20 protein-coding genes are annotated in these 20,883 nt (G+C 43.6%); 16 read left to right on the top strand and 4 right to left on the bottom strand.

The annotated features are described in order from the left end of the window. Positions 1-33: 33 nt before the first annotated feature. Positions 34-960, top strand: a complete 927-nt coding sequence (locus tag CS562_RS23075) for a sigma-70 family RNA polymerase sigma factor (protein WP_099858349.1) — start codon at positions 34-36, stop codon at positions 958-960. Between the two features lie 145 nt (positions 961-1,105). Here the strand turns inward: CS562_RS23075 and CS562_RS23070 are convergent, their stop codons facing one another. Both CS562_RS23070 and CS562_RS23065 read right to left on the bottom strand, forming a co-directional pair. After that, positions 1,106-2,062, bottom strand: a complete 957-nt coding sequence (locus CS562_RS23070; protein WP_099858348.1) for a hypothetical protein — start codon at positions 2,060-2,062, stop codon at positions 1,106-1,108. A 216-nt stretch (positions 2,063-2,278) separates the two neighbouring features. Next, positions 2,279-2,905 (bottom strand): spore coat protein, encoded by a 627-nt coding sequence (locus CS562_RS23065; protein WP_256716815.1) that lies wholly within the window; start codon positions 2,903-2,905, stop codon positions 2,279-2,281. Between the two features lie 149 nt (positions 2,906-3,054). On the opposite strand from CS562_RS23065, the gene CS562_RS23060 reads away from it, so the two are divergent. The 3 genes from CS562_RS23060 (at position 3,055) to CS562_RS23050 (ending at position 5,468) form a co-directional block, all read left to right on the top strand. Further along, entirely contained in the window at positions 3,055-3,588 is a 534-nt protein-coding gene (locus CS562_RS23060; protein ID WP_099858347.1) for a hypothetical protein, read from the top strand. 32 nt (positions 3,589-3,620) lie between these two features. Continuing rightward, positions 3,621-4,352, top strand: coding sequence for a DUF1361 domain-containing protein (locus tag CS562_RS23055; protein ID WP_099858346.1), 732 nt, complete (start codon positions 3,621-3,623; stop codon positions 4,350-4,352). A gap of 87 nt (positions 4,353-4,439) precedes the next feature. Beyond that, on the top strand, positions 4,440-5,468 hold the full coding sequence (locus tag CS562_RS23050) for a serine hydrolase domain-containing protein (protein WP_099858345.1): 1,029 nt from the start codon (positions 4,440-4,442) through the stop codon (positions 5,466-5,468). A 108-nt stretch (positions 5,469-5,576) separates the two neighbouring features. Here CS562_RS23050 and CS562_RS23045 read toward each other — a convergent pair whose 3' ends face one another. Continuing rightward, on the bottom strand, positions 5,577-6,542 hold the full coding sequence (locus CS562_RS23045; protein ID WP_099858344.1) for a serine hydrolase domain-containing protein: 966 nt from the start codon (positions 6,540-6,542) through the stop codon (positions 5,577-5,579). 459 nt (positions 6,543-7,001) lie between these two features. Between CS562_RS23045 and CS562_RS23040 the strand changes: the two genes are divergently transcribed. The 7 genes from CS562_RS23040 (at position 7,002) to CS562_RS23010 (ending at position 13,411) form a co-directional block, all read left to right on the top strand. After that, complete coding sequence (locus CS562_RS23040; protein WP_257219585.1) at positions 7,002-7,211, top strand: hypothetical protein; 210 nt, start codon at positions 7,002-7,004, stop codon at positions 7,209-7,211. Positions 7,212-7,409: 198 nt separating this feature from the next. Then, a complete protein-coding gene (locus tag CS562_RS23035; protein WP_099858343.1) occupies positions 7,410-8,477 on the top strand; it encodes an ankyrin repeat domain-containing protein in 1,068 nt (355 codons plus the stop codon). A gap of 298 nt (positions 8,478-8,775) precedes the next feature. After that, entirely contained in the window at positions 8,776-10,080 is a 1,305-nt protein-coding gene (locus CS562_RS23030; RefSeq protein WP_099858342.1) for an SPFH domain-containing protein, read from the top strand. After that, positions 10,080-10,823 (top strand): hypothetical protein, encoded by a 744-nt coding sequence (locus CS562_RS23025; protein WP_099858341.1) that lies wholly within the window; start codon positions 10,080-10,082, stop codon positions 10,821-10,823. Before CS562_RS23030 ends, CS562_RS23025 begins: the two co-directional genes overlap by 1 nt. Before the next feature lie 19 nt (positions 10,824-10,842). Beyond that, complete coding sequence (locus tag CS562_RS23020; protein ID WP_076289034.1) at positions 10,843-11,229, top strand: hypothetical protein; 387 nt, start codon at positions 10,843-10,845, stop codon at positions 11,227-11,229. A gap of 755 nt (positions 11,230-11,984) precedes the next feature. Then, positions 11,985-12,569, top strand: a complete 585-nt coding sequence (locus CS562_RS23015; RefSeq protein ID WP_063563127.1) for a cupin domain-containing protein — start codon at positions 11,985-11,987, stop codon at positions 12,567-12,569. Positions 12,570-12,739: 170 nt separating this feature from the next. Beyond that, the gene (locus CS562_RS23010) at positions 12,740-13,411 is read left to right on the top strand and encodes a hypothetical protein (protein ID WP_099858340.1); all 672 of its coding nucleotides are present in this window, start codon (positions 12,740-12,742) and stop codon (positions 13,409-13,411) included. Between the two features lie 69 nt (positions 13,412-13,480). Here CS562_RS23010 and CS562_RS23005 read toward each other — a convergent pair whose 3' ends face one another. Continuing rightward, positions 13,481-14,368 (bottom strand): LysR family transcriptional regulator, encoded by an 888-nt coding sequence (locus CS562_RS23005; RefSeq protein WP_063563125.1) that lies wholly within the window; start codon positions 14,366-14,368, stop codon positions 13,481-13,483. Between the two features lie 112 nt (positions 14,369-14,480). Here CS562_RS23005 and zwf point away from each other — a divergent pair, with 112 nt between their 5' ends. From zwf to licT, 5 genes are all read left to right on the top strand, one after another. After that, on the top strand, positions 14,481-15,998 hold the full coding sequence (gene zwf, locus CS562_RS23000; protein ID WP_099858339.1) for a glucose-6-phosphate dehydrogenase: 1,518 nt from the start codon (positions 14,481-14,483) through the stop codon (positions 15,996-15,998). Positions 15,999-16,040: 42 nt separating this feature from the next. Then, entirely contained in the window at positions 16,041-16,706 is a 666-nt protein-coding gene (gene fsa, locus CS562_RS22995) for a fructose-6-phosphate aldolase (protein WP_024630525.1), read from the top strand. Between the two features lie 59 nt (positions 16,707-16,765). Beyond that, positions 16,766-18,184, top strand: a complete 1,419-nt coding sequence (gndA, locus tag CS562_RS22990) for an NADP-dependent phosphogluconate dehydrogenase (RefSeq protein WP_076289037.1) — start codon at positions 16,766-16,768, stop codon at positions 18,182-18,184. Between the two features lie 286 nt (positions 18,185-18,470). Further along, on the top strand, positions 18,471-19,574 hold the full coding sequence (locus CS562_RS22985; protein ID WP_099858338.1) for a metallophosphoesterase: 1,104 nt from the start codon (positions 18,471-18,473) through the stop codon (positions 19,572-19,574). Between the two features lie 369 nt (positions 19,575-19,943). Further along, entirely contained in the window at positions 19,944-20,786 is an 843-nt protein-coding gene (gene licT, locus CS562_RS22980) for a BglG family transcription antiterminator LicT (protein ID WP_099858337.1), read from the top strand. Positions 20,787-20,883 lie beyond the last annotated feature (97 nt).

Genomic DNA, 20,883 nt, shown 5'->3' with positions numbered 1-20,883 from the left:
ACATTCGACCATCTGCCAGAGGAGGCCATTCTCATGAAATTCAATCCCCTCACCAATGAGCCAGAAGTGTCTTCTCTGGAAGTTGGTGAATTGTATATTCGTTATAAAGCCTATGCCTTTTCCATTGCTTACCGCATGCTTGGCAGTGTTGTGGAGGCTGAAGATATTGTGCAGGATTGTTTTGCAGAGCTTCAGAGCAAGTCTCTTGATGATATCCGTAATGCCAAGTCCTATATTGCTAAACTAATCGTAAACCGGAGTCTGAATCTGCTAAACTCTGCCCGTAATCAAAGGGAAAGTTATGTTGGAGAATGGCTTCCCGAGCCGATGAGCTACGGTGAAATGGGAAACATTCCGGAAGAAACCGTGCAGCAGAAGGAGATGATCTCCTATGCTTATCTGGTTATGCTGGAGCAGCTTTCCCCGATAGAGCGTGCCGTTTTTGTACTTCGTGAGGCTTTCCAGTATGAATATACGGAAATAGCGGATTGGTTGGGCAAATCAGAGAGCAACTGCCGTCAGATTTTTAGTCGGGCCAGACGCAAGCTTCCCGATAGACTTCCGCCGATGGAACAGAGTTCTGCAAATTATGCTGCAAAAAAGCAATTGCTGGCTCGTTTTACAACTGCTTTTCTAAATTATGATGTCTCCGAGATGCTTGAGCTGCTTGCCGAACAACCCGTTTTTACGGCAGATGGCGGTGGACGTGTGCATACGGTCATGAGAACGATGAGAGTTCATAAAGGTGTACTCGCTTTGTTGACCTCTCGCCGGGTACTTACCCGATTGCGAGAACGAGAGTGGGTGCCCACATATATCAACGGAGAGCAGCACCTTGCGTTACTGGAAAACGGACAGTTGTCCGAAGTTCTGTGTTTGGAACTGGACTCTCTTGGAGAAAGAATAGAGGGGTTCTATCTCGTTGTGAATCCAGACAAACTTACATCGGTATCGAGATAATACTTTTCTGAAATGATATAAGAAGGGCTCAAGGCATGTTAAAGCGGCACACCCTGTAAAGAGGAGTGCCGCTTTTTTAGCTTTAAGACTGTAGCTAATTTTATTGTAAACTAACAACCATCCACTTTGGACCGGTTAATATTTATTAGTCATTGGCAAATAGGTTTTCAACATGGTCAGTGATTTCTTTGATTTCTGGGGTGAGTTCGTCGTTACTCTCATCGAGAAGATGCAATATCCTCTCCACTGTATCCAGAAGTACACTCTTCGTATTGCGCTCCCTATTTGCCACAGCCTTTTCATATGCTTTTTTCACTTCTGGATCGATAGTACGAATTTCTTCTTCCGTGTACCAGTCATAGGCAGGAGAGTTATCACTTCCATAAAACAGGTAACCAACGTACAGTGAATTCTTGACTGCTGACGCACGATTAGAGCTTGGAAAGTTATTCAGAAAAGCTTCCTTCTCTAGAGTACGCCGGATGAGTTCATCCCAGGTTATGATAAAGGCCGCATCGGAAGTTGTGGGTTGGTTGGATTCCGCAGCCATAATATCAATGTAAGCAACAATGTCAGGTTTCACGTAGGGCTGAAACTTTTTGTACATCTCATAATTGATGATAGGATAGTATAGACCTTCACTGGTTTCCAGTTTGAATCCCAGATCGGAGGCTTCCTGCAAGAGCTTACGAACCGCCGGTTCTTTAATCACTTTGAGCAGACTGCTATATGTAAGCTTTTGTTCATAACCTATGTTGGTATGGGCTTCATAGAGAACGTTTTGAAACGGTTCCGTATACATTTTTTGATCCAAGTCAGCCAGTCTGATCTTTTGCAAATTCTCCAGTTGAAGGGTCATCAGGGTGGCCTGCCAGGGGCCGACTTCATCGATATGATTCAATAGATATTTACGTGCTTGAACCAGACTGGGCGTGGATTTCACTGCATTTTTTGAATACATTTGAAATTGATGATATACCGCTTTGGAAGCTGGGACAGGTGCAGCCGATGTAGTTTGGGATGTTATAAGAGTTGCACAGATGGTTGTAAAGCTTAATGTAATGGCTAGAAAACCAATTTTAATCGTTGGATTCAATCGCATTCAAAAACCTCCCATGTTACATAATGAGTAGTTGTGATCACATTCTGATTAAACCAGTTTCTGGTAATCGAATCAAGGTAGAATTCCTTGAAAATAAAATGTGTTATTCAAGATATGCTGCAAACATGAGATGATTCTGGAAATAACAAAGAACAGCATCTTTCAACCTTGAGTAGGTTGAAGATGCTGTTCTTTGTTGATTAAGCTTATTTTAGATTAATGCAGAGGTGGTTTATTGTTCTGTGGCATCTGAGGGGCTCCATTTGCAGGGACGTAGGCCTGAAGCATCTGTTTGGTATCATTTGCATTCAGTTGCGGAACTTGGTAATAGGCGTGTTGATTTTGATACATGAAAATTTCGTAGGCCATCTCAATAAAGTGTTGCACTTGGGAAGCGATGACTCTCCGCACGGCTCCGTTTGTAATTTCAGGCGCAGACATGGCCAGTAGAGAAGCGTGTGATTTGATCAAACCCAGCATATGACCGCTGATTCCAGCATCTTTGACATCGGTGAGGGATTGATTCGGCTTTTTCGGTGCGGACGGCTTGAGGCCATATACAGGCGGAACGATATTTGGGATCATGTAAGTTGCTGTCTCTTGATGAGGTTTGTGTCCAGTGGAGAAACATTCTGCAGTCAGATTGTATTGGGATAACATGAAATTGTATTGACGATCAAGGATGCCGAGAAGTTCAGTGTCTTGTACAAATGTTCTAAACATCATGTATTGATCCAATACGTTGATGGCTCCTGACAGAATTTCATGCATATCAAACATTTCATGCCCGCCATGGTTCAAGTGGGATGTGAAGTCTGAATTTGCGTTGTTAGCAGGTTGCATTCGGTTTGAAGGCTGCATTGAATTTGGATTCATTGTGAATTTGATTCTCCTTTGGGAAATGGTATGATCCTAGTATGGTCTTCAACAGTAAATTTATGTATTGTGTGCCGGTTATAAGCGAAAATAGAGACAGGTATGGTGGTGGTTGGATGGAAACCGATTGGAGTGTTCCCAAAGGGATATTCGTTAAACATTATGGGAGCGCAATTCAGATGCATCGTGGTGGTGTTTATACAGACTATAAGCAATGGGATGTGCCGCAAGAGCTGGAGCAGACATGGATGGATGAAAGAATAGGTCAGTTAACCGCTGGATTATCTATCATGAACTGGGACGCAGTTGATGAGCTTACGTTAATTGCCAAATATCATGCAAATCCTCTGATTATTGCTGCAGTCACAGCATTCGCATCAAGACAGTTGATGAGTTCGGACAGTATGGTGCGTCTAGTGTATGCGGAACGGCTGATTGAGTTGATCAAGCGATATGAATCGATTATTCCGGTGGATAAACTGCGTGAAACCTATCAACTGACAATGAACTTGTTGGAAGATGTAGTAATGAAACCGTTGGTGCTTGATCCGGGACATGAACTACAGCAATATGGGTTAAAGGATAAACGCGGACTAAATCTGCGTGTGGAAAAGAACAAGGAAGAGATCATCCGATATTTTCGGAACTGAATGTATTTCAGGATCAAGTGAGGTAAATATCATTGAGAAAACTGAATTATATTAAAGTATTTATTTTTCTAAGTGTGGTCACAGTGGTGACCCTGGGTTTGTATTACGCGGCTGCGGATTGGCTGGATCAGCGCTATTTTCGCTTCCTTATCTGGAACCTGTTCCTGAGCTGGATTCCTTTTGTATTCTCCTATATGGCTTATGGTTTTAGCCATGTTAAATGGAAAGGGGCAGCATGGTTTGCCGTTGCAAGCGGACTGCTCTGGTTATTGTTCTTCCCGAACTCTTCCTACATTGTAACGGATCTTGTTCACCTGACGGCACGCAGTTCCCGCTATTATGGCGGAGCCAATGGATTGGATTACAAGTACTGGTATGACTTAATTGTTGTCTTGATGTTCGTTTGGACGGGGTTATTGCTAGGATTCCTTTCGATGTATCAGCTTCAGGAAATGATCCATCACAAAATGGGACGATGGGGTTCTTGGATCTTTGTGCTAGGGGGTTGTGCACTGGGGAGTTACGGTGTTCTGCTTGGACGTGTATATCGCTTGAACAGCTGGGATGCGTTAACCAATCGTGAGACATTGGTTGAACTTATGCATGAAAGTGTAAGTCGTCCATCGCTGGCTTTCTGTATGTTCTTTGGCACGTTTATTCTTACGATCTACGCGACGTTATACTATTTAATAAATACGAGATCTTCCCGTGATAGGAAGACGGAGGTTGGAAGTTCAGCGGCTGATCTGCAAGGCTTGCGGTAATGGACTCCTTAACATTGAAACAAAAACAAAAACGTGATTGAGCAGCATCTGAGCATGGAAATCGAATTGAAAAAAGTTAGGTGGACGATGATGAAGCGTATAACGGATCTGACACGCAGAATAACAGAAGTGATGGAGAACGTTGATTTTTCGGGCGTAGTATTGATAAAACAAAACGGACATACCCTATTAAGTACGACTCGTGCATATGCCAATCGAAGTGATGAACGTTTGAATCAGCCACATACACGGTTTGGCATTGCATCTGGATGCAAGATTTTTACGGCAGTGAGTATTTGCCAATTGATTGAACAAGGAAAATTATCATATGATTCCAGATTGGCAGATGTCTTGAGCATTAAGTTTCCTCTATGGGATCAAGGAGTTACAATTCATCAGCTGTTAACCCATACTTCAGGCATCCCGGACTATTTTGATGAAGAAGTGATGGAGGATTTCGCTGAGTTGTGGAAGGAACGACCCGTCTATTCGATGCGGCAGTTGAATGATTTTCTGCCAATGTTTCAGCATCAGCCCATGAAATCAGCCCCGGGTGAACGGTTCCATTATAATAATGCGGCATTTATCGTATTGGGTCTCATTGTTGAAGAGCACACGGGGCAGTCGTTTACAGACTACGTAGAGCAAAATATTTTTAACAAGTGCGGCATGTCGGATTCGGGCTACTTCGAGACAGATCGTCTTCCCCGTAATACTGCGATCGGATATATGGATCAGGAGGATGGCTCCTGGACCAGTAACATTTTTTCCATTCCTGTTAAGGGTGGGGCTGATGGTGGAGCTTATATAACAGCGCCGGATATGATTCGTTTCTGGAATGCGTTATTCAGTAATGAACTGTTGGGCGAAGAAACGACGGGAAAGTTAATCACGCCATATGTCCATGAGGATGATGAAACCTTTTATGGGCAAGGGATCTGGATTAATCGGAGAGAGGAAGCGTTATTAAAATATCATGTGATGGGTTTCGATCCTGGCGTGTCGTTCATGTCTTCCGTATATCCAGATCACAACCTGCAAGTTGTTGTTCTCTCCAACAAAGAATCGGGTCCTTATCCCATAACCATAGCTGTGGAAGAGGCTTTGGTGAGATGAATTTGGCTGAGGATCGATGTACGAAGTAATGGAATAACCCTATAGTTACCGGTGAATGCCGGGTAACTATGGGGTTATTTGGTTTGATTCACAACTCAAAGAAAAGGTCTATAAGAATTTCACCAATTGGGGTGCAATCCGTTTGGGGAATACATCCAGCGGAGGTTTTTCCTTCTTTCTTTTGTCATTGGTGAGTACGGCAACGAGTTCCATGGACGGGACGATATATACAAATTGTCCACCAAATCCACGGGCGTAATAATAGTGGAGTGTGGAAGTGGGCTGTTCCGCAACCTTAGCTTCTGAAGTTTCGGCATCCACCCACCAATGCCAAGCGTAACTACCATGATTGGGTGGAGTAACCGAAATGGCAGGTTTTGTAGAGCGGCTAACAAGATCACTCGAAATCAGCGACTGCCCGTTCCACATGCCTTGTTGCAAAAACAGTTGTCCGAATTTCAGTAAATCCTCCGGCAACATCTTTAAGCCGAACCCTCCGGTATGTACACCCTGTGGGTCGCTTTCCCATTCATACTGTTGGATTCCCAAAGGGCCAAATAGATAACGTTCCGCGAATTCGGCTACGGACATTCCTGTACTTTGCATGAGGATGGCAGACAATATTTGTGATACCCCCGAATTGTATTCCATATATGTACCTGGCACATGACTTAAACGTTGCTCCAACGCAAAGTTCACCCAGTGATCCGTACGAGTCATACGAGGAAATGAATTCTGTCCTCCGAATTCGTCCCAGTTGAATCCAGCCGTCATCGTTAATAACTGCTCTAACGTAATCTCCGGTTTGCGGGAGTCAGGGTCTGACACCAACTGCGGGAAAAAGGTGGAGATTGGAGTAGGAGCTTCGGGCAGCCACCCGTGATCCATCGCAATACATATGAGTGCGGACAGCACACTTTTGGTGCAGGAATTGATTTTGGCAATATGGGTTGCTGCTTCTTGATTGCGGTAGTGCTCGTAAATGATTTCACCACGTACACTGACTAAGCAACTGCGCAGATCCAGCGGCGGGATGATTTGATGCAACATGGATGGTATGGATGAAGGATTCATAGTGTCCTTTCTTATTTGGGACTTACCCCATAAATTGAGTATTCATTAGAAAAAGGTTTGAATCATTATCTTAGCATAGGAATAAATAAGTTCTCAATTCATTCATCTCAGACTCAGGGATTAGTAAGAACTGGACCACAGACTGATTCAGTTATTGAATGCGTTGAACGATGGGCTAGTCGCAGCTGTAGTCATTCTGGTCATGTTGCTATACATGGGGGAAGCTCCTCCCATGACATGGTTGCACTAGGGCATAACATTGTTTGCGCCTGTCTTCATATTTGCCATCGTTGTATTTTTCTGCAACCGTGTGCTTTGGCGTTTTAGTCACATCTCAGCCGCTGAAGCATTTACGTTCGGGCAGTATGGGTGAGACGAGACTAAGTCAAAACAGACTAAATTTGTCCTAAAATAAGGTTTTTGGCCTCACTGCCTTTTGTCAACATGAGTGCAGATGTATTGGTTCGCAATAACATACCCAAAGAGAAACAAGGCAGGGTGTGGGGAATCATCGGCATTCTATCCCAATTGGGTTTTATTGTATCCTATAGTCTCGCAGGATTTTTGGCAGACCGTGTCTTTAACCCGCTTTTGGTGGAAGGTGGAGCACTAGCTTCGACCGTAGGATCATATATTGGCGTTGGTCCGGGAAGAGAATTCAGCGGATGATTGATTGTGTAATTTAAAGGATGATATTGGCCCCGGAACTTTATGTTTCGGGGTTGGTTTGTATGAAAGGCTTCAGGTCTGGAATCATGATTTTGGTAGAGGTTTGTACAAATGAAAAGGATAGCAGGTATACTAATAATAATGAGCATTATAGGACTAGTAGTCATGAGATATTTAACCAGAGGGAGGTAACACCTTTTGTTCAAAATCGGAAATCAAGGTACGTTTGAAACGTTGCCTGATCAAGCTATAGCGATTTACAAGGGAGATGTTATTGCTGTAGAAGAATTTATTAAACAGGGCATGGATCTCGAAAGAGAGATTACGCTCAGTAAATACATAGCGTTGACGCCATTGGATATTGCTCTAATCACCAATCAACAGGCAGTGGTCAAGCTGTTGGTAGATAACGGAGTAAACCTGAATGTGAAGGATAATCCAGCAATCCTCAAGGCGGTCAGATATGGCGGGGAAGAGATCATCCGATATTTGCATCAGAAGGGTGCCAGATTGAACGGTTTGAGCAGGGTGAAGTCGAATGCGTATGATGAAGCCTATTATGGTAACAAAAAGAACATCGCAGTGCTGAAGGACCTCGGACTGGATATTCGAAAATATGGTGGGAAAACATTACGAAAAGCCGTTTCGAATCACGGTATGAAGATGGTTCAGTATTTGCTGGACGAGGGCGTGGACATCAATTACAACGAGTCCGATATGGTGTATCCATACAAGGCTACACCGCTTACGGTAGCGGCTCGCAACAACAATATGAAGATGGTTCAATTTCTGGTAGAGCGTGGAGCGGATGTAACTATTCAAGAGAAGGATGGGGAGCGGGCATATACGATTGCGATCAGTCAGAAGAATGCTGAAATGGCAGAGTATTTGAAAGCTCATGAGCCGAAAGACTTTCACAATCTGAGCAATAAATTGCATGCGCTCAAATCGTACAAGCTGCCTGATGCATTAATCCGTTTTCTAACGGAAGGTCAGCGAAGAATCGACTTGCCGGACAATTCGTCCGGCGTGGGATACATCGAATTCTTCCATCTGGTCGATACGGTTGAAATGAAGATGGGCAGACAGAAACTGCTGCGTATATCCTCTGACGTGGATCAGTACTCCCATATCCTAATCGTCTGGAATCCAAGCAAAAAAATGATTGGTTACGCAGATATTGAACATCAGGAGATTGGAACGATCTCCACGTTCGAAGCGTTCATGGCCAATCCCGCATCATATATGGATAATCTCCTGAATTAACCAGAGGGACTCCACTATCACAAGAACCTCTGTATATTGTCGATATACAGGAGGTTTTTTAGTGTCTATACCATTCATCTATAGGAAAAATATCTCATGAAATATGAACTAAATTAGTGCGAAAGGAGGTTATAAATGGTAAAATAGCAATGCCTAAACATGAAAAAACATTTTTGTTGAAAGATTAGTCAGATAAATAAGATTTAAAATAGTTTAACTTTAGATTGTTAGAAATCGATTGTTAGTACAATTGTTTCAATGAAATTATAGTATTCTACTACTGGAGTGAGGAAGAAAAATGGCCATTATTGATGTAATCAAGTATGACGGTTCACCAGATGTATTTGCTTGGAAACATCCTGAGAATGAATTGGGAACATGGACCCAGTTGATTGTGAATCAATCCCAACAGGCGATCCTCTTTAAGGATGGAAGAGCGCTTGATATGTTCGGGCCAGGAAGACATACGCTAAGTACAGCGAATATCCCGATCTTAAACCGGCTCGTTAACCTTCCGTTCGGAGGTAAATCACCTTTTGCAGCAGAAGTGTGGTACGTCAACCAAGTAAGCGCACTAGACGTGAAATGGGGAACAGCAAATCCAATTCAGGTACAGGACCCAAAATATAATATTATCGTTCCCGTGAGAGCATTTGGACAGATGGGAATAAAAATAGCAGACTCTCGCAAATTTCTGGTCAAACTTGTGGGAACACTGCCTGAATTTAACCAGGCTAATATGGTCAATTACTTTCGCGGGCTAATTATTATGAACATTAACTCCATGCTGTCTTCCTATCTAATACATAGAAAAGTAAGTGTACTGGAAATCAATGCTTATATCGCAGAAATATCACGACATTTTGCTGATACGATTGCATCTGCTTTCGAAGAATTTGGTATCGAATTAATCAACCTGTATATCCACAATGTCAATCTGCCTGAAGAGGACCCTTCGGTCATTCGTTTGAGAGAAGCGTTGGCACGCAAAGCCGAAATGGATATTATCGGGTATACCTATCAACAGGAGCGTTCATTCGATACGCTTGAAGGTGCAGCCAAAAATGAAGGAAGCATGCAATCGGATATAATGGGTGCAGGGCTTGGTATGGGGATGGGTGTTGGACTGGGAGGATCATTCAGCAGCGAGATGTCCCAGATGTCCAAAGTGATGGCTACCACGGAAACACCTGCTGTACGCATATGCAAACATTGCAGTCATTCGAACCAGGAGCATAGTTCTTTTTGCAGCAAATGTGGCAATTCACTTGCCGAAAAATCAGCAATGACCGGTTGTAACAACTGTGGACATGCCTTGCAAAAAGGGACCAAATTTTGTCCTAATTGTGGTGACAAATATCATGCATGCCCATCCTGCGGGGCAGATAATGCGGAGAATGCTTTGGAATGTGTTCAGTGTCACGAACCGATGCCTAGCCCATGCCCCAAATGCAATCATATCAATTCGGGCCAAACTAAATTTTGCGGCAATTGCGGCTCCAGTCTGTCCTTGAAATGCAGTCAATGTCAACACGAAGTGAAGCCCGGTCAGAAGTTCTGTCTGGATTGCGGAAACAATCTGCAAGATGGAGGGCAGGCATAGTGATAATTAAACGGAGCAACCTTTTCATTTTGGATGCCATCTATCTGATCAGCATGCTGGTAGCCTCAGTCGTTTCTTTTACAGTGTTTAATCATGCCATTGTATCGTTTTCTTTCTGGATGAATCTTGTGGCTTCTTATGTCGCGATTACGGCGATTTGGATTTATATAAGGCATGTCATGCTACATATGGATCGCTTTAAACAATTGGTACCTGGTTACACAGCGTTAGGGATCGTGTTGGTGATGTATCTGATTTGTGTAATGATATATTCTCTGTTTACAGGTTTAGCAGATCATGGTTTACGCTGGTTCGTTTTGTTACATACGGTAACTTTAGCTATCGCCCTCATTCTGTGTGGCATCATTTTGATCTTTATTCAAAGTACACGTCGTAATGAAGCCGTTGAGCAAACGAAATTGGTCAATCTACATTTGATTGAGAACGCGTTGCAGCAGCTGCTTCACACGATGGAGCGCCATACCGTTCTGACTGCGGAAGAAGAGAGGAAGACCGTTCAAACATTAATAGAACTTGTAAAATATAGTGACCCGATCACTCCACAATCACTTGAATATAATGACCGCCAGATTTTGATGGATATTGAAAAGATAAACAGTGAGCTTTCAACTCATTACGAAGCAGGGGAACTGGTGAATAGCGAGCATCTTGTTTCACAACTATTCCGATTAAAGTCCCGTTTGAAAGAGCGGAATCAACAGATCGTGACAAGCAAATCATAAATTCATAGGAGGAAAAGCTGTGAAGAAATTTTTTGGAATTATATTCATTATACTTTCATCTCTGACCATCTTATTATCTATATTATTAATATCCCAGGGAACCGAAATGGCTATTATTAGTACGATTATTCTTTTTATACCTGGCGTTATCGTACTTGTTACAGGAATTAAAATGTGTAGTCGACCTAAATTCCATCCCAAGGCTGATCATTATCACTACCATTATGACAATGAAGAGGAATATGATGATGAAGGGTATTATGAAGATGAGTACCACAATCATGAATACGAGGAACCACAAGAACCTGTATCTGTGAATTGTTCGGGGTGTGGGGCAAAGGTAAAGGTTTATCCGAATTTGTCTTCGGACTGTGAGTATTGTGGAACAACGATGAGGATCTCCTAAATTACATAATAGACACCATGACCATTTTGTTGATTCCCGATGTGATAGAAGCGAGCTTTAAAGATTTGTTTTTGGAATAGCAATACCGTTAGTTACACCAGTCACAATACAATCAACTATACAGAAATTAATATATCCGATGAGAAAGACACTGAAGAAAAGGTCGAGGAACCACAAAGGAAGGTTTCGGTGAGTTGTCCGGGATGTGGGGCGAAGGCGAAGGTATATCGGAAGCAATCGACGGATTGTGAGTATTATGGAACAACTGTTGAAGCACCGTAGAATGATTGAGAATGGATACGAAAGGATAAAAGGCTGATTCCTACATGGAGTCAGCCTTTTATCTTTGAGCCCGTTTTACAGATAAAAGTAAGAGAAAATCTTCTGGTACTCGCAGTTTGGAGAGAGTTCATGAGAATCTTGGTGCCTTGCACGTTTCTTTCACCAATGATGAATGGGCTGAGATTGAACGGATATCTCCCAAAGGATTTGCCGCGGGGAAGATTCCCAGGTCTTGCTTAATTTAAGCCATGTCTATAGATAAAATAAAACAATTAACGGCCCAGACCTGTTTTCAACAGGAAAAGGGTGTTTTTGTATTTTACATGAGAGTGGATGATTTTCACCTAATGAACGGATGTAAGTTACACGGTCGGATAAAAATTACATTGGAGCCGTGTCCTCGGTATTATCTCCGCTAATTAGCGCATACAGTACAACAATGAGATGTATGCCTATAAGGAGGAAACAGCGGTATGACTAATCCGATTCTGCAAGCCCCGAATGTTCAGCTGGCGGCCGATTCGACAGCGGTGTTGAATTATCAGCGTGATTCGCGCAATTATATTACCCAATTGTTTGGACCGCAGCTGCCTACGATTAAAAATGGATTCTTCAATGTACACATGAGCAAAGGTATTATTGTGCAGCCACACTGGCATACAAATGTGACCGAGATGGTCGTTCTGATCAACGGGGAAATTACAACTTCTGTTTACGATCCGTTCAAGCGGGAGCGGATAAGTTATCACTTGAAGCCAGGTCAGGTTTCGATATTCCCTCAAGGATGGTTTCACTGGTTTGTGGCGGAGACCGATGATGTGCACTTGTTGACGATTTTTGATCAACCTACACCGGACATTGTGCTGGGGGCTGACTTCCTGGCTGCAACACCGCCTGAAGTTGCCCATCGTGCATACTGTATTGATGAGGAGGCGTACAGGACGGCAGTGGCATCCATTAAAAATGACGCGATTTTGGGACCGCCGATTGGATGTGTGGATTCTGTTTCCGATCAGGCGATCAAAGCTTCCAAATCTTCCAAAAATTCAAAGGGATAACGTTATTTCGTTCTCCTATCAAATGATTGATTTCAGGCCCGTGACCGGAAAACTTTCCGGTTACGGGCTTAAATTTTGTTCCAATTAACACATTCCGAATTCTCTGTTAAGATAGGCATAACATTGGCTTGTTACAGTAGTAGCACTCAAAGAATGTGGAGGGACGATCCATGACCATGACTGAGCAGGAAATGCTGGAAACCGCGATGAGCTATGCACCTGTATTGATGTTTGATCGAAATGAACCCTTTTACCCGGATTTTGTAGGCGTTTCCATTCTGGATCAATCAGGACCTTCACCGTCATTCGAGCGGGAGATTCATTTTCCGGTTGAGGCGGTCCAATATGTGATTGAATTTTCGATTTGGTGGGATTATGAAATAGGGCATTTGTACGAAATGGAGCATGTGTGGATATATGTGGGCCATGACGGTGAAGTTGTGGACTGTGAAGCCAGCTTCCATGGGAGAGTACTTCGGGGATTGCTGAAAGATCGAGTTAATGTGGTTGGACGCCATGTGTGTTTATACTCGCAGCCAGGCAAACATGCTTTTTCTCCGATTCCTGTGGTGTTTGAACTGTTGCCAGATTTGTATAGTGCAGCAGGCGCCAATGCGGGTTGTGACGGTCTGCTCGTAAACGAGATGTTCGAAGGTTATTTCCAGACCAATGAAGAAATTGACGCCAGCGTGCGAAGTTTTCTGCAGACCAAGGCGTTTGTTCCCTCTATGGAGTTTGAGGAGTTTGTACTTGAGCCCAGTCTATTCATGCCCTGGCAGCAACTGTTTGCTATGATTCCTGAGAGAATTGAGATCAGATTGAAAGAACTTGAATTAAGATGAGAAAAAGTGCTTCATCATCCTTTTGGGATGACGAGGCACTTTTTTTGTACACCAGCAGACCGACGAATCTTAATCCGCCTTGAAAATGAGATCCATAAACCGGTTGGCTGCCAGTGAAATTGGCATATTACGCTTGGTCATGATGCCCACATGTGAAGGGGGCAGGGCAACATCCAGCTGAATTTCGAAGAGAGAGCCTTCTTCCAGCTCTTTGGAAATAAATTCACGGGTGACATACGATATGCCCAATCCCCTCCGTGCAAATTCGATTAACAGATCGACACTGCCGACCTCAATTTCAGGTTTGAGTGTGTAGCCATAGCTGTTGAACAGCTCCGTAATTGCCATCCGAACCCGGCTGTTTCTGGAGAAAAGAATGAGCTGATGCTCCAGCAGCATTTCCAATGTCATAACTTTATCCTTCAGTTGAGCATAACGTTCGCCCGCGACAAAGCAGTCTTTGAGCTGGATACTTTCCCTGACCTCAAGTTGTGGGTCAACGATAGGCATCCGCACAACACCCAGATCAATTTTGCCTTCTTTCAAAAACGTGATGACTTCCGGCGTTGTCCCATGACTTAGATGCAGCTTGATGTTGGGGTAGAGTACATGAAATTCTTCCAGATAGGACAGCATGTAATGCTTGAACAGCGAATCACTGCCACCAATCCTTAGTTCTCCGTTGTCTAAACTCTTCAATGCAGCCATTTTCTCCTCGGCCAGCGAGATCAAAATCTGGGATTGTTCAATATAGGAATACAAACTTACACCTTCCTGTGTTAACGCAACTCCCTTGGAATTCCGGTAAAACAGCGTGAGACCAAAGCTTTCTTCCAACTGTTTGATGGCATGGCTGACACTTGGTTGAGTAATATATAGCGCTTTGGCGGCTTGGGTCAAACTGCCTGTTTTGGCAGCCCAATAGAATACCTTATATAGTTCATAATTTGTTGTCATAGATATCGTCTATAGCTCCTGTGAAATATATTAATTACTTGTATGGCTATGAAACGTATTATAGTGTAACTACAGCAAAGAAACCAGAGTTACTTGGAAGGAGAATAGTGAGATGGAACCAACGAGCATTATTTTATTTGGTGCGACTGGCGATTTAGCCAAAAGAAAAATATATCCAGCCTTATATAATTTATACATTGAGCAGAAACTTCCGGCATCCTTCTCGCTGATTGGCTTGGGACGCAGAGAATGGTCTGATGAATTCTTTCAGGCACAAGTGGAAAAATCATTAAATGAATTTTCCAGACGCCCTGCTGATCCTGAAGTTGTAAAATCATTCGTACAGGCTTTCCGTTACAGTGTATTGAATATAAGCCATAAGGAAGATTATTTAGAGCTGTTAAAGTTAGTGGAACAAAGAGAGGCTGAACTTGGCATTCCATCCAACCGTCTGTTCTACCTTTCGGTTGGCCCAGAATTCTTCGAACCCATTGCAGAGAACATTCAGGGTAGTGGACTTGGATCAACTGAAGGCTGGAAACGCCTTGTGATCGAAAAGCCATTTGGACATGATCTACAATCGGCTCGTGACTTGAATCGCAAGTTAAGCGAAGCATTCACGGAAGAAGAAATTTATCGGATTGACCACTATTTGGGCAAACCGATGGTGCAGCGTCTTGAAACCTTGCATCAAAGCAATCCGATCATGAAGGCATTGTGGAACAACCGTTATATCTCCAATGTGCAGATCACCGCTAATGAGACTGTTGGTGTGGAAGAACGGGCATCCTATTATGATCATGTAGGCGCCGTGCGTGACATGTTCCAGAATCATATGCTGCAATTGCTTATGATGATGGCGATCCAACTTCCATATAACAGCACCACGGAAAAAGTCGGTTTGAAGAAAAAACACATCATGGAATCGATCGAGCCACTGCAAAAGCAAAACGTGGGTGCAAGTGTCATTCGCGGACAGTATGCTAAAGGAAACATTCAAGGCAAATCCGTTAGCGGATATGCAGCTGAACCGGGTGTTGCCGAGAATACGATGAATGATACTTTTATTGCTGCAAAATTGCAGATTGATGACTTCTTCTGGCGCGGAGTACCTTTCTATATCCGTACCGGTAAACGAATGAAGGAAAAATCAACTCGCATCGTCATCGAATTCAAGGAACCATCTGGACAGGCTAACGTGGTTAACGGTTCCAAACCGAACCTGCTTGTGATTGAGATGAGTCCTGACCAGAGCATGACGCTGCAGCTGAATGCGAGCGATCCGCAAAACAAAGGGGAGTTCAAACCTGTTCATATCGATCTGTCACCAGATCGTGAGGATTTGGCCGAGGCTTATGAGAACTTGATTCATGACGCATTGCATGGTGATCCAACGTTCTTTGCCCATTGGGATGAAGTAGAGCTTTCTTGGGCTTGGGTACAACCTATTCTGGATGCATTCCAGGAGAATTTGCTCCCACTTCATCTGTACCCTGCTGGAAGTTATGGACCAGCAGAGTCGGATGCGATGCTCGCTGCGGAAGGGCACCACTGGTGGTTTGACCAACCTGCCGATCAGCAGGCTGAAGATGATATTGAAGTTCCTCTGGCTGTTAATGCAAATCTGTAACATAAAAAAACAAAAAAACATATCCCTTGGAGGTAATTGAATATGAAATTTTTCATCGATACAGCAAACTTGGTAGACATCAAAAAAGCATACAAAATCGGCGTCCTGTCTGGTGTAACAACGAATCCTTCTCTGGTAGCCAAAGAAGGCGTGAAATTCGAAGACCGCATTGAAGAAATTTTGCGTGAGGTACCTGAAGTTGAATCCGTATCTGCAGAAGTAACACCAGATGCAATCACAGCTGAAGAGATGATAGCTCAAGCAGACGAACTGATCAAAATCAATAACAACGATAAAAACATCACAATCAAGCTGCCAATGACACTTGCAGGACTGGAAGCTTGCCGTTACCTGACTAAAAAAGGTGTGAAAACCAACGTAACGTTGATCTTCACAGTGAACCAGGCGCTGCTTGCTGCTCGTGCCGGTGCAACATATGTATCCCCGTTCCTTGGACGTCTTGATGACATCTCCGAAGATGGCGTGCAATTGGTTGCCAAAGTTGCTGAGCTGTTCCGTACACATAACCTGGATGCACAGATTATTGCGGCTTCTGTAAGACATCCGGATCACGTTACACGTGTAGCAATGGCAGGAGCACATATCGCTACTGTTCCATTCTCCGTCATTGAACAAATTTCCAAACACCCGCTGACAGATCAAGGGATGGACAAATTTGCAGCAGACTGGAAAAAAACAGTTCAGTAATAAAGATTGTTGATCTCGAATTTTAACCTACTATATATAAAGAGTATTGGGAGGACATAATGAGTAAACAACAGATCGGTGTCATCGGACTTGCAGTAATGGGTAAAAACCTTGCCCTAAATATTGAAAGCAAAGGATTCTCGGTATCGGTATTTAACCGTTCCCCGGAGAAAACGAATGATCTTCTCAAAGAAGCCGAAGGCAAAAACCTGACAGGCGCATTCACGATTGAAGAGTTCGTAGCTTCCCTGGAATCCCCACGCAAAATCCTGATCATGGTTCAAGCAGGCAAAGCAACGGACGCTACCATTGAACAATTGCTGCCACACTTGGACGAAGGCGACATCATTATTGATGGAGGGAATGCATACTTCCCTGACACCCAACGCCGCAGCAAAGATCTGGAAGCCAAAGGTTTCCGCTTCATTGGTGCGGGTGTATCCGGTGGTGAAGAAGGCGCGTTGAAAGGCCCGGCAATCATGCCAGGCGGACAAGAAAGTGCGTATGAGCTTGTTGAACCCATTCTGACAGCCATTTCCGCTAAAGTAGGCGACGATGCTTGCAGCACATATATCGGACCAGATGGTGCCGGACACTATGTGAAAATGGTGCACAATGGTATCGAATACGGGGATATGCAGTTGATCGGAGAAGCGTATCATTTGCTCAAATCCGTGCTGAATGTGTCCGTTGAAGAATTGCATGCAATTTTCTCTGAATGGAACCAAGGTGAGCTGGATAGCTACCTGATTGAAATCACGGCAGACATCTTCTCCAAATATGATCCAGAAACGGGCAAACCAATGGTTGATGTCATTCTGGATGCAGCTGGACAAAAAGGAACAGGCAAATGGACAAGCCAAAGCGCGCTGGATCTCGGCGTACCATTGTCCATGATTACGGAATCCGTATTCTCCCGCTTCCTGTCTGCAATGAAAGACGAACGTGTGGCAGCAAGCAAAATCTTGAATGGACCAGCAACTGAAGCATTCTCTGGCGACAAAAAAGCGTTCATCGAGAATGTGCGTAAAGCGCTATTTGCAAGTAAAATCGTATCTTACGCACAAGGTTTTGCTCAAATGCGTGCAGCTTCAGACGAGTATGGCTGGGATCTGAAATACGGCAACATCGCTATGATCTTCCGTGGTGGCTGCATCATCCGTTCGCAGTTCCTGCAAAACATCAAAGAAGCATATGATAAGGATGCAGAACTGAAAAACCTGCTTCTGGACCCATACTTCCAAAACATTGTTGAATCCTACCAAGGTGCATGGCGTGAGGTCGTTGCAGCTGCGGTAACTCAAGGAATTCCGGTTCCTGGATTCTCCAGCGCGTTGTCTTATTATGACAGCTACCGCACTGAGCGTTTGCCTGCGAACCTGTTGCAAGCGCAACGTGACTACTTTGGCGCTCACACATTCAAACGTGTGGACAAAGAAGGTTCATTCCACTTCCAATGGATGGACACTAACGAGTAATATGTAATTCGAGATCATTCAGCATTCCTGTGCTCGTTCATGAGGTTAGTCAGTCATGAGCGGACGCAGGAATGTTTTTTTATTCAGATGACAGGCTATGGGTCGACGTATCGCCTAAATATTGATTGGAATTTAAGTATTCCAAATTGTAATAAAATGTACGCATCTGAGGAATGGAAACAGATGTCCTCACCTCTTTAACTACGTTATACTTGTTCAGATGGACTGGAATTTGGTCAAGAGAAAATTCAGCAATCAACTTATTGACGTGGAGGTTAACAGAGGCATGTTTGTACTTGCAGGCATCTTGTTTTTGGTTGTGTATGGTTTATTAGTGTTTTACATAGGACGGAGCGGATGGAGCTGGATGAAGCCGGTTGTATCTGCGAGATTTCGTTGGTTTTACATCGCTGCGCTTGTATCTCTTGCAATTTCTTTCATATTGGCAAGGTTGTTTGGAAGTATTTCCTTCCTGAGTGTTATCGGTTCATACTGGCTTGCAATCTTTTCTCTGCTGTTATTGATCCTGCCGGTGGTTCATCTAACGTTATGGTTACTTAGACTAACCCGTATTCCAAGACATTACGCTCATAAATGGGCAGGTGTGGTCACTCTCGTGCTGTTGCTGTCCACGTTGGGCTATGGTATCTATAACGCCTATAGTCCAGTCGTAAGACAATACAGCATTCAGATTGATAAAAAAGTGGAAGGTGTGGACAGCCTTAACATTGTTATGGCTGCGGATATGCACTTTGGCCTGCTGTCCGGCCCTGCTCACGCTAAACGCATGGTGGAAGAAATTAACGCGCTGAAGCCGGATTTGGTACTGTATCCTGGTGATATTATTGATGACAACCTGGATATGTACCTCAAGAGTGGAATTGCGGATATTATCAGCGGAATTCAGGCCCCTTATGGGGTTTACGCCTCACTGGGCAATCACGACAAGTATAACGGTCCGATCGAGGATCTGATTGCTGCTTTGGAGAAGAGTAATATGCAAGTTCTGTATGATGATAAAGTTACATTGGACGATAAGATTACGCTGATTGGACGGAAAGACCGGACAGAGAAGGATCGTGCAGAAGTAGCGACGTTGATGCAGGATACCGACTTGAGTATGCCTGTGCTTATGATGGATCACCAGCCTTATGATTTGGATATTGCGGAGCAAAACCATGTAGATTTAGTTGTGTCTGGTCACACCCATCGTGGTCAGATCGCACCCGCTCAGTTTATTACTAAGGCCATCTACGAGAATGATTGGGGTTATCTGCAAAAAGGGTCCATGCACTCTATCGTCACCTCGGGATTTGGCTTCTGGGGACCTCCGATTCGTACTAGCAGTCGTTCGGAGATTGTACAGATTCATGTGACGTTCCAGCAATGATTAGCGATATGAGTAACAGTGAGTCCTTCGGAAGAAGGGCTCCTATTTATGCTCAAGGCTGATGAGTTACCGTGAAAAGAAAAAATTTCCATTTTGAGTAGAAGACTTCTCCAGTTTGTTTGTGTATCAACATGTACATATTAAGACAGCATACCCTCACTCGTGGAACTGTAGGGAAATATTTGTTGAAAGCAAGACAAAGTAAAATAACAGTGGTAGCATTTTGGGTTGACACCGTTTTCAGGTTATGATAGATTATATCCGAGGCTTGTTACCGGTAATGCGGGCAAAACCACTATGGAAATGATTTATTATTTCTATTTTGGTTTTGCCCTTTTTTAATCCTCAAAAAAAACAGGTGGGTCCAACATGATTATTAAACAGATATTTAATAACAATATTGTCAGTACCGTGGATGACAAAAATCAGGAACTGCTGATCCTCGGCCGGGGTATCGGGTTTAAGTTCAAGGCGGGCGATGAGATTGATGAAGAACGGATTGAGAAAGTATTCCGGCTTCAGGATGCATCGATCTATGAGAAGTTCAAGTCCATCGTCACGGAAGTGCCGATTGAAATTCTGCAGGCGACAGATGATATTGTGACACTGGCACGTACACAATTGAACAAAACCATCAGTGACGGGATTTATGTCTCACTGTCGGATCACATTCATTTTGCTGTCCAGCGTCTGGAAAAGGGAATGATTACACGAAATCCGCTCTCCTGGGAAGTGCAGCATTTCTACAAGGCCGAGTTCGACGTGGCCCGGGAAGCGCTCACCCTGCTGAAGGAAAGACTGGATGCGGAGTTTCCGAAGGATGAAATATGCAACATAGCGCTGCATTTCATCAATGCGGAAGTCAATGATTCCATGAACGATGTCACTCATTTGATGCAGCTGCTTCAGGAGATCATGAACATTATCAAATATCACTTCAATGTCGAATTGGATGAAGATAGCGTCAACTATTTCCGTTTCATTACTCATTTGAAGTATTTCTGCCAACGGGTAATTACTCACTCGTCACATGACGATGCGGAGGAGTATTTATACGAGGTCGTACGGAAAAACTATCCCGTAACCTTCAAATGTATCGGCAAGATTGAGACTTTTATCCATAAGAACTATCAGTATGATATGACGCATTCGGAACAGTTGTATCTGACCCTTCATCTGGAGCGGTTAATGAAACCGAAGCGTGACCAATGAAATATCAGCACATGAACCAGAACCTAACTAAATATCAATTGGGCTTGTTACTGTTCAATCAGGCAATACCCGAATGAATGACACGTAGAAGACGTGG

Source organism: Paenibacillus sp. LK1 (genome assembly GCF_002750415.1).
Classification (GTDB): Bacteria; Bacillota; Bacilli; order Paenibacillales; family Paenibacillaceae; genus Paenibacillus; species Paenibacillus taichungensis.
The sequence above is the reverse complement of the archived record's forward strand: the minus strand, read 5'-3'. Positions and strand labels throughout refer to the sequence as shown.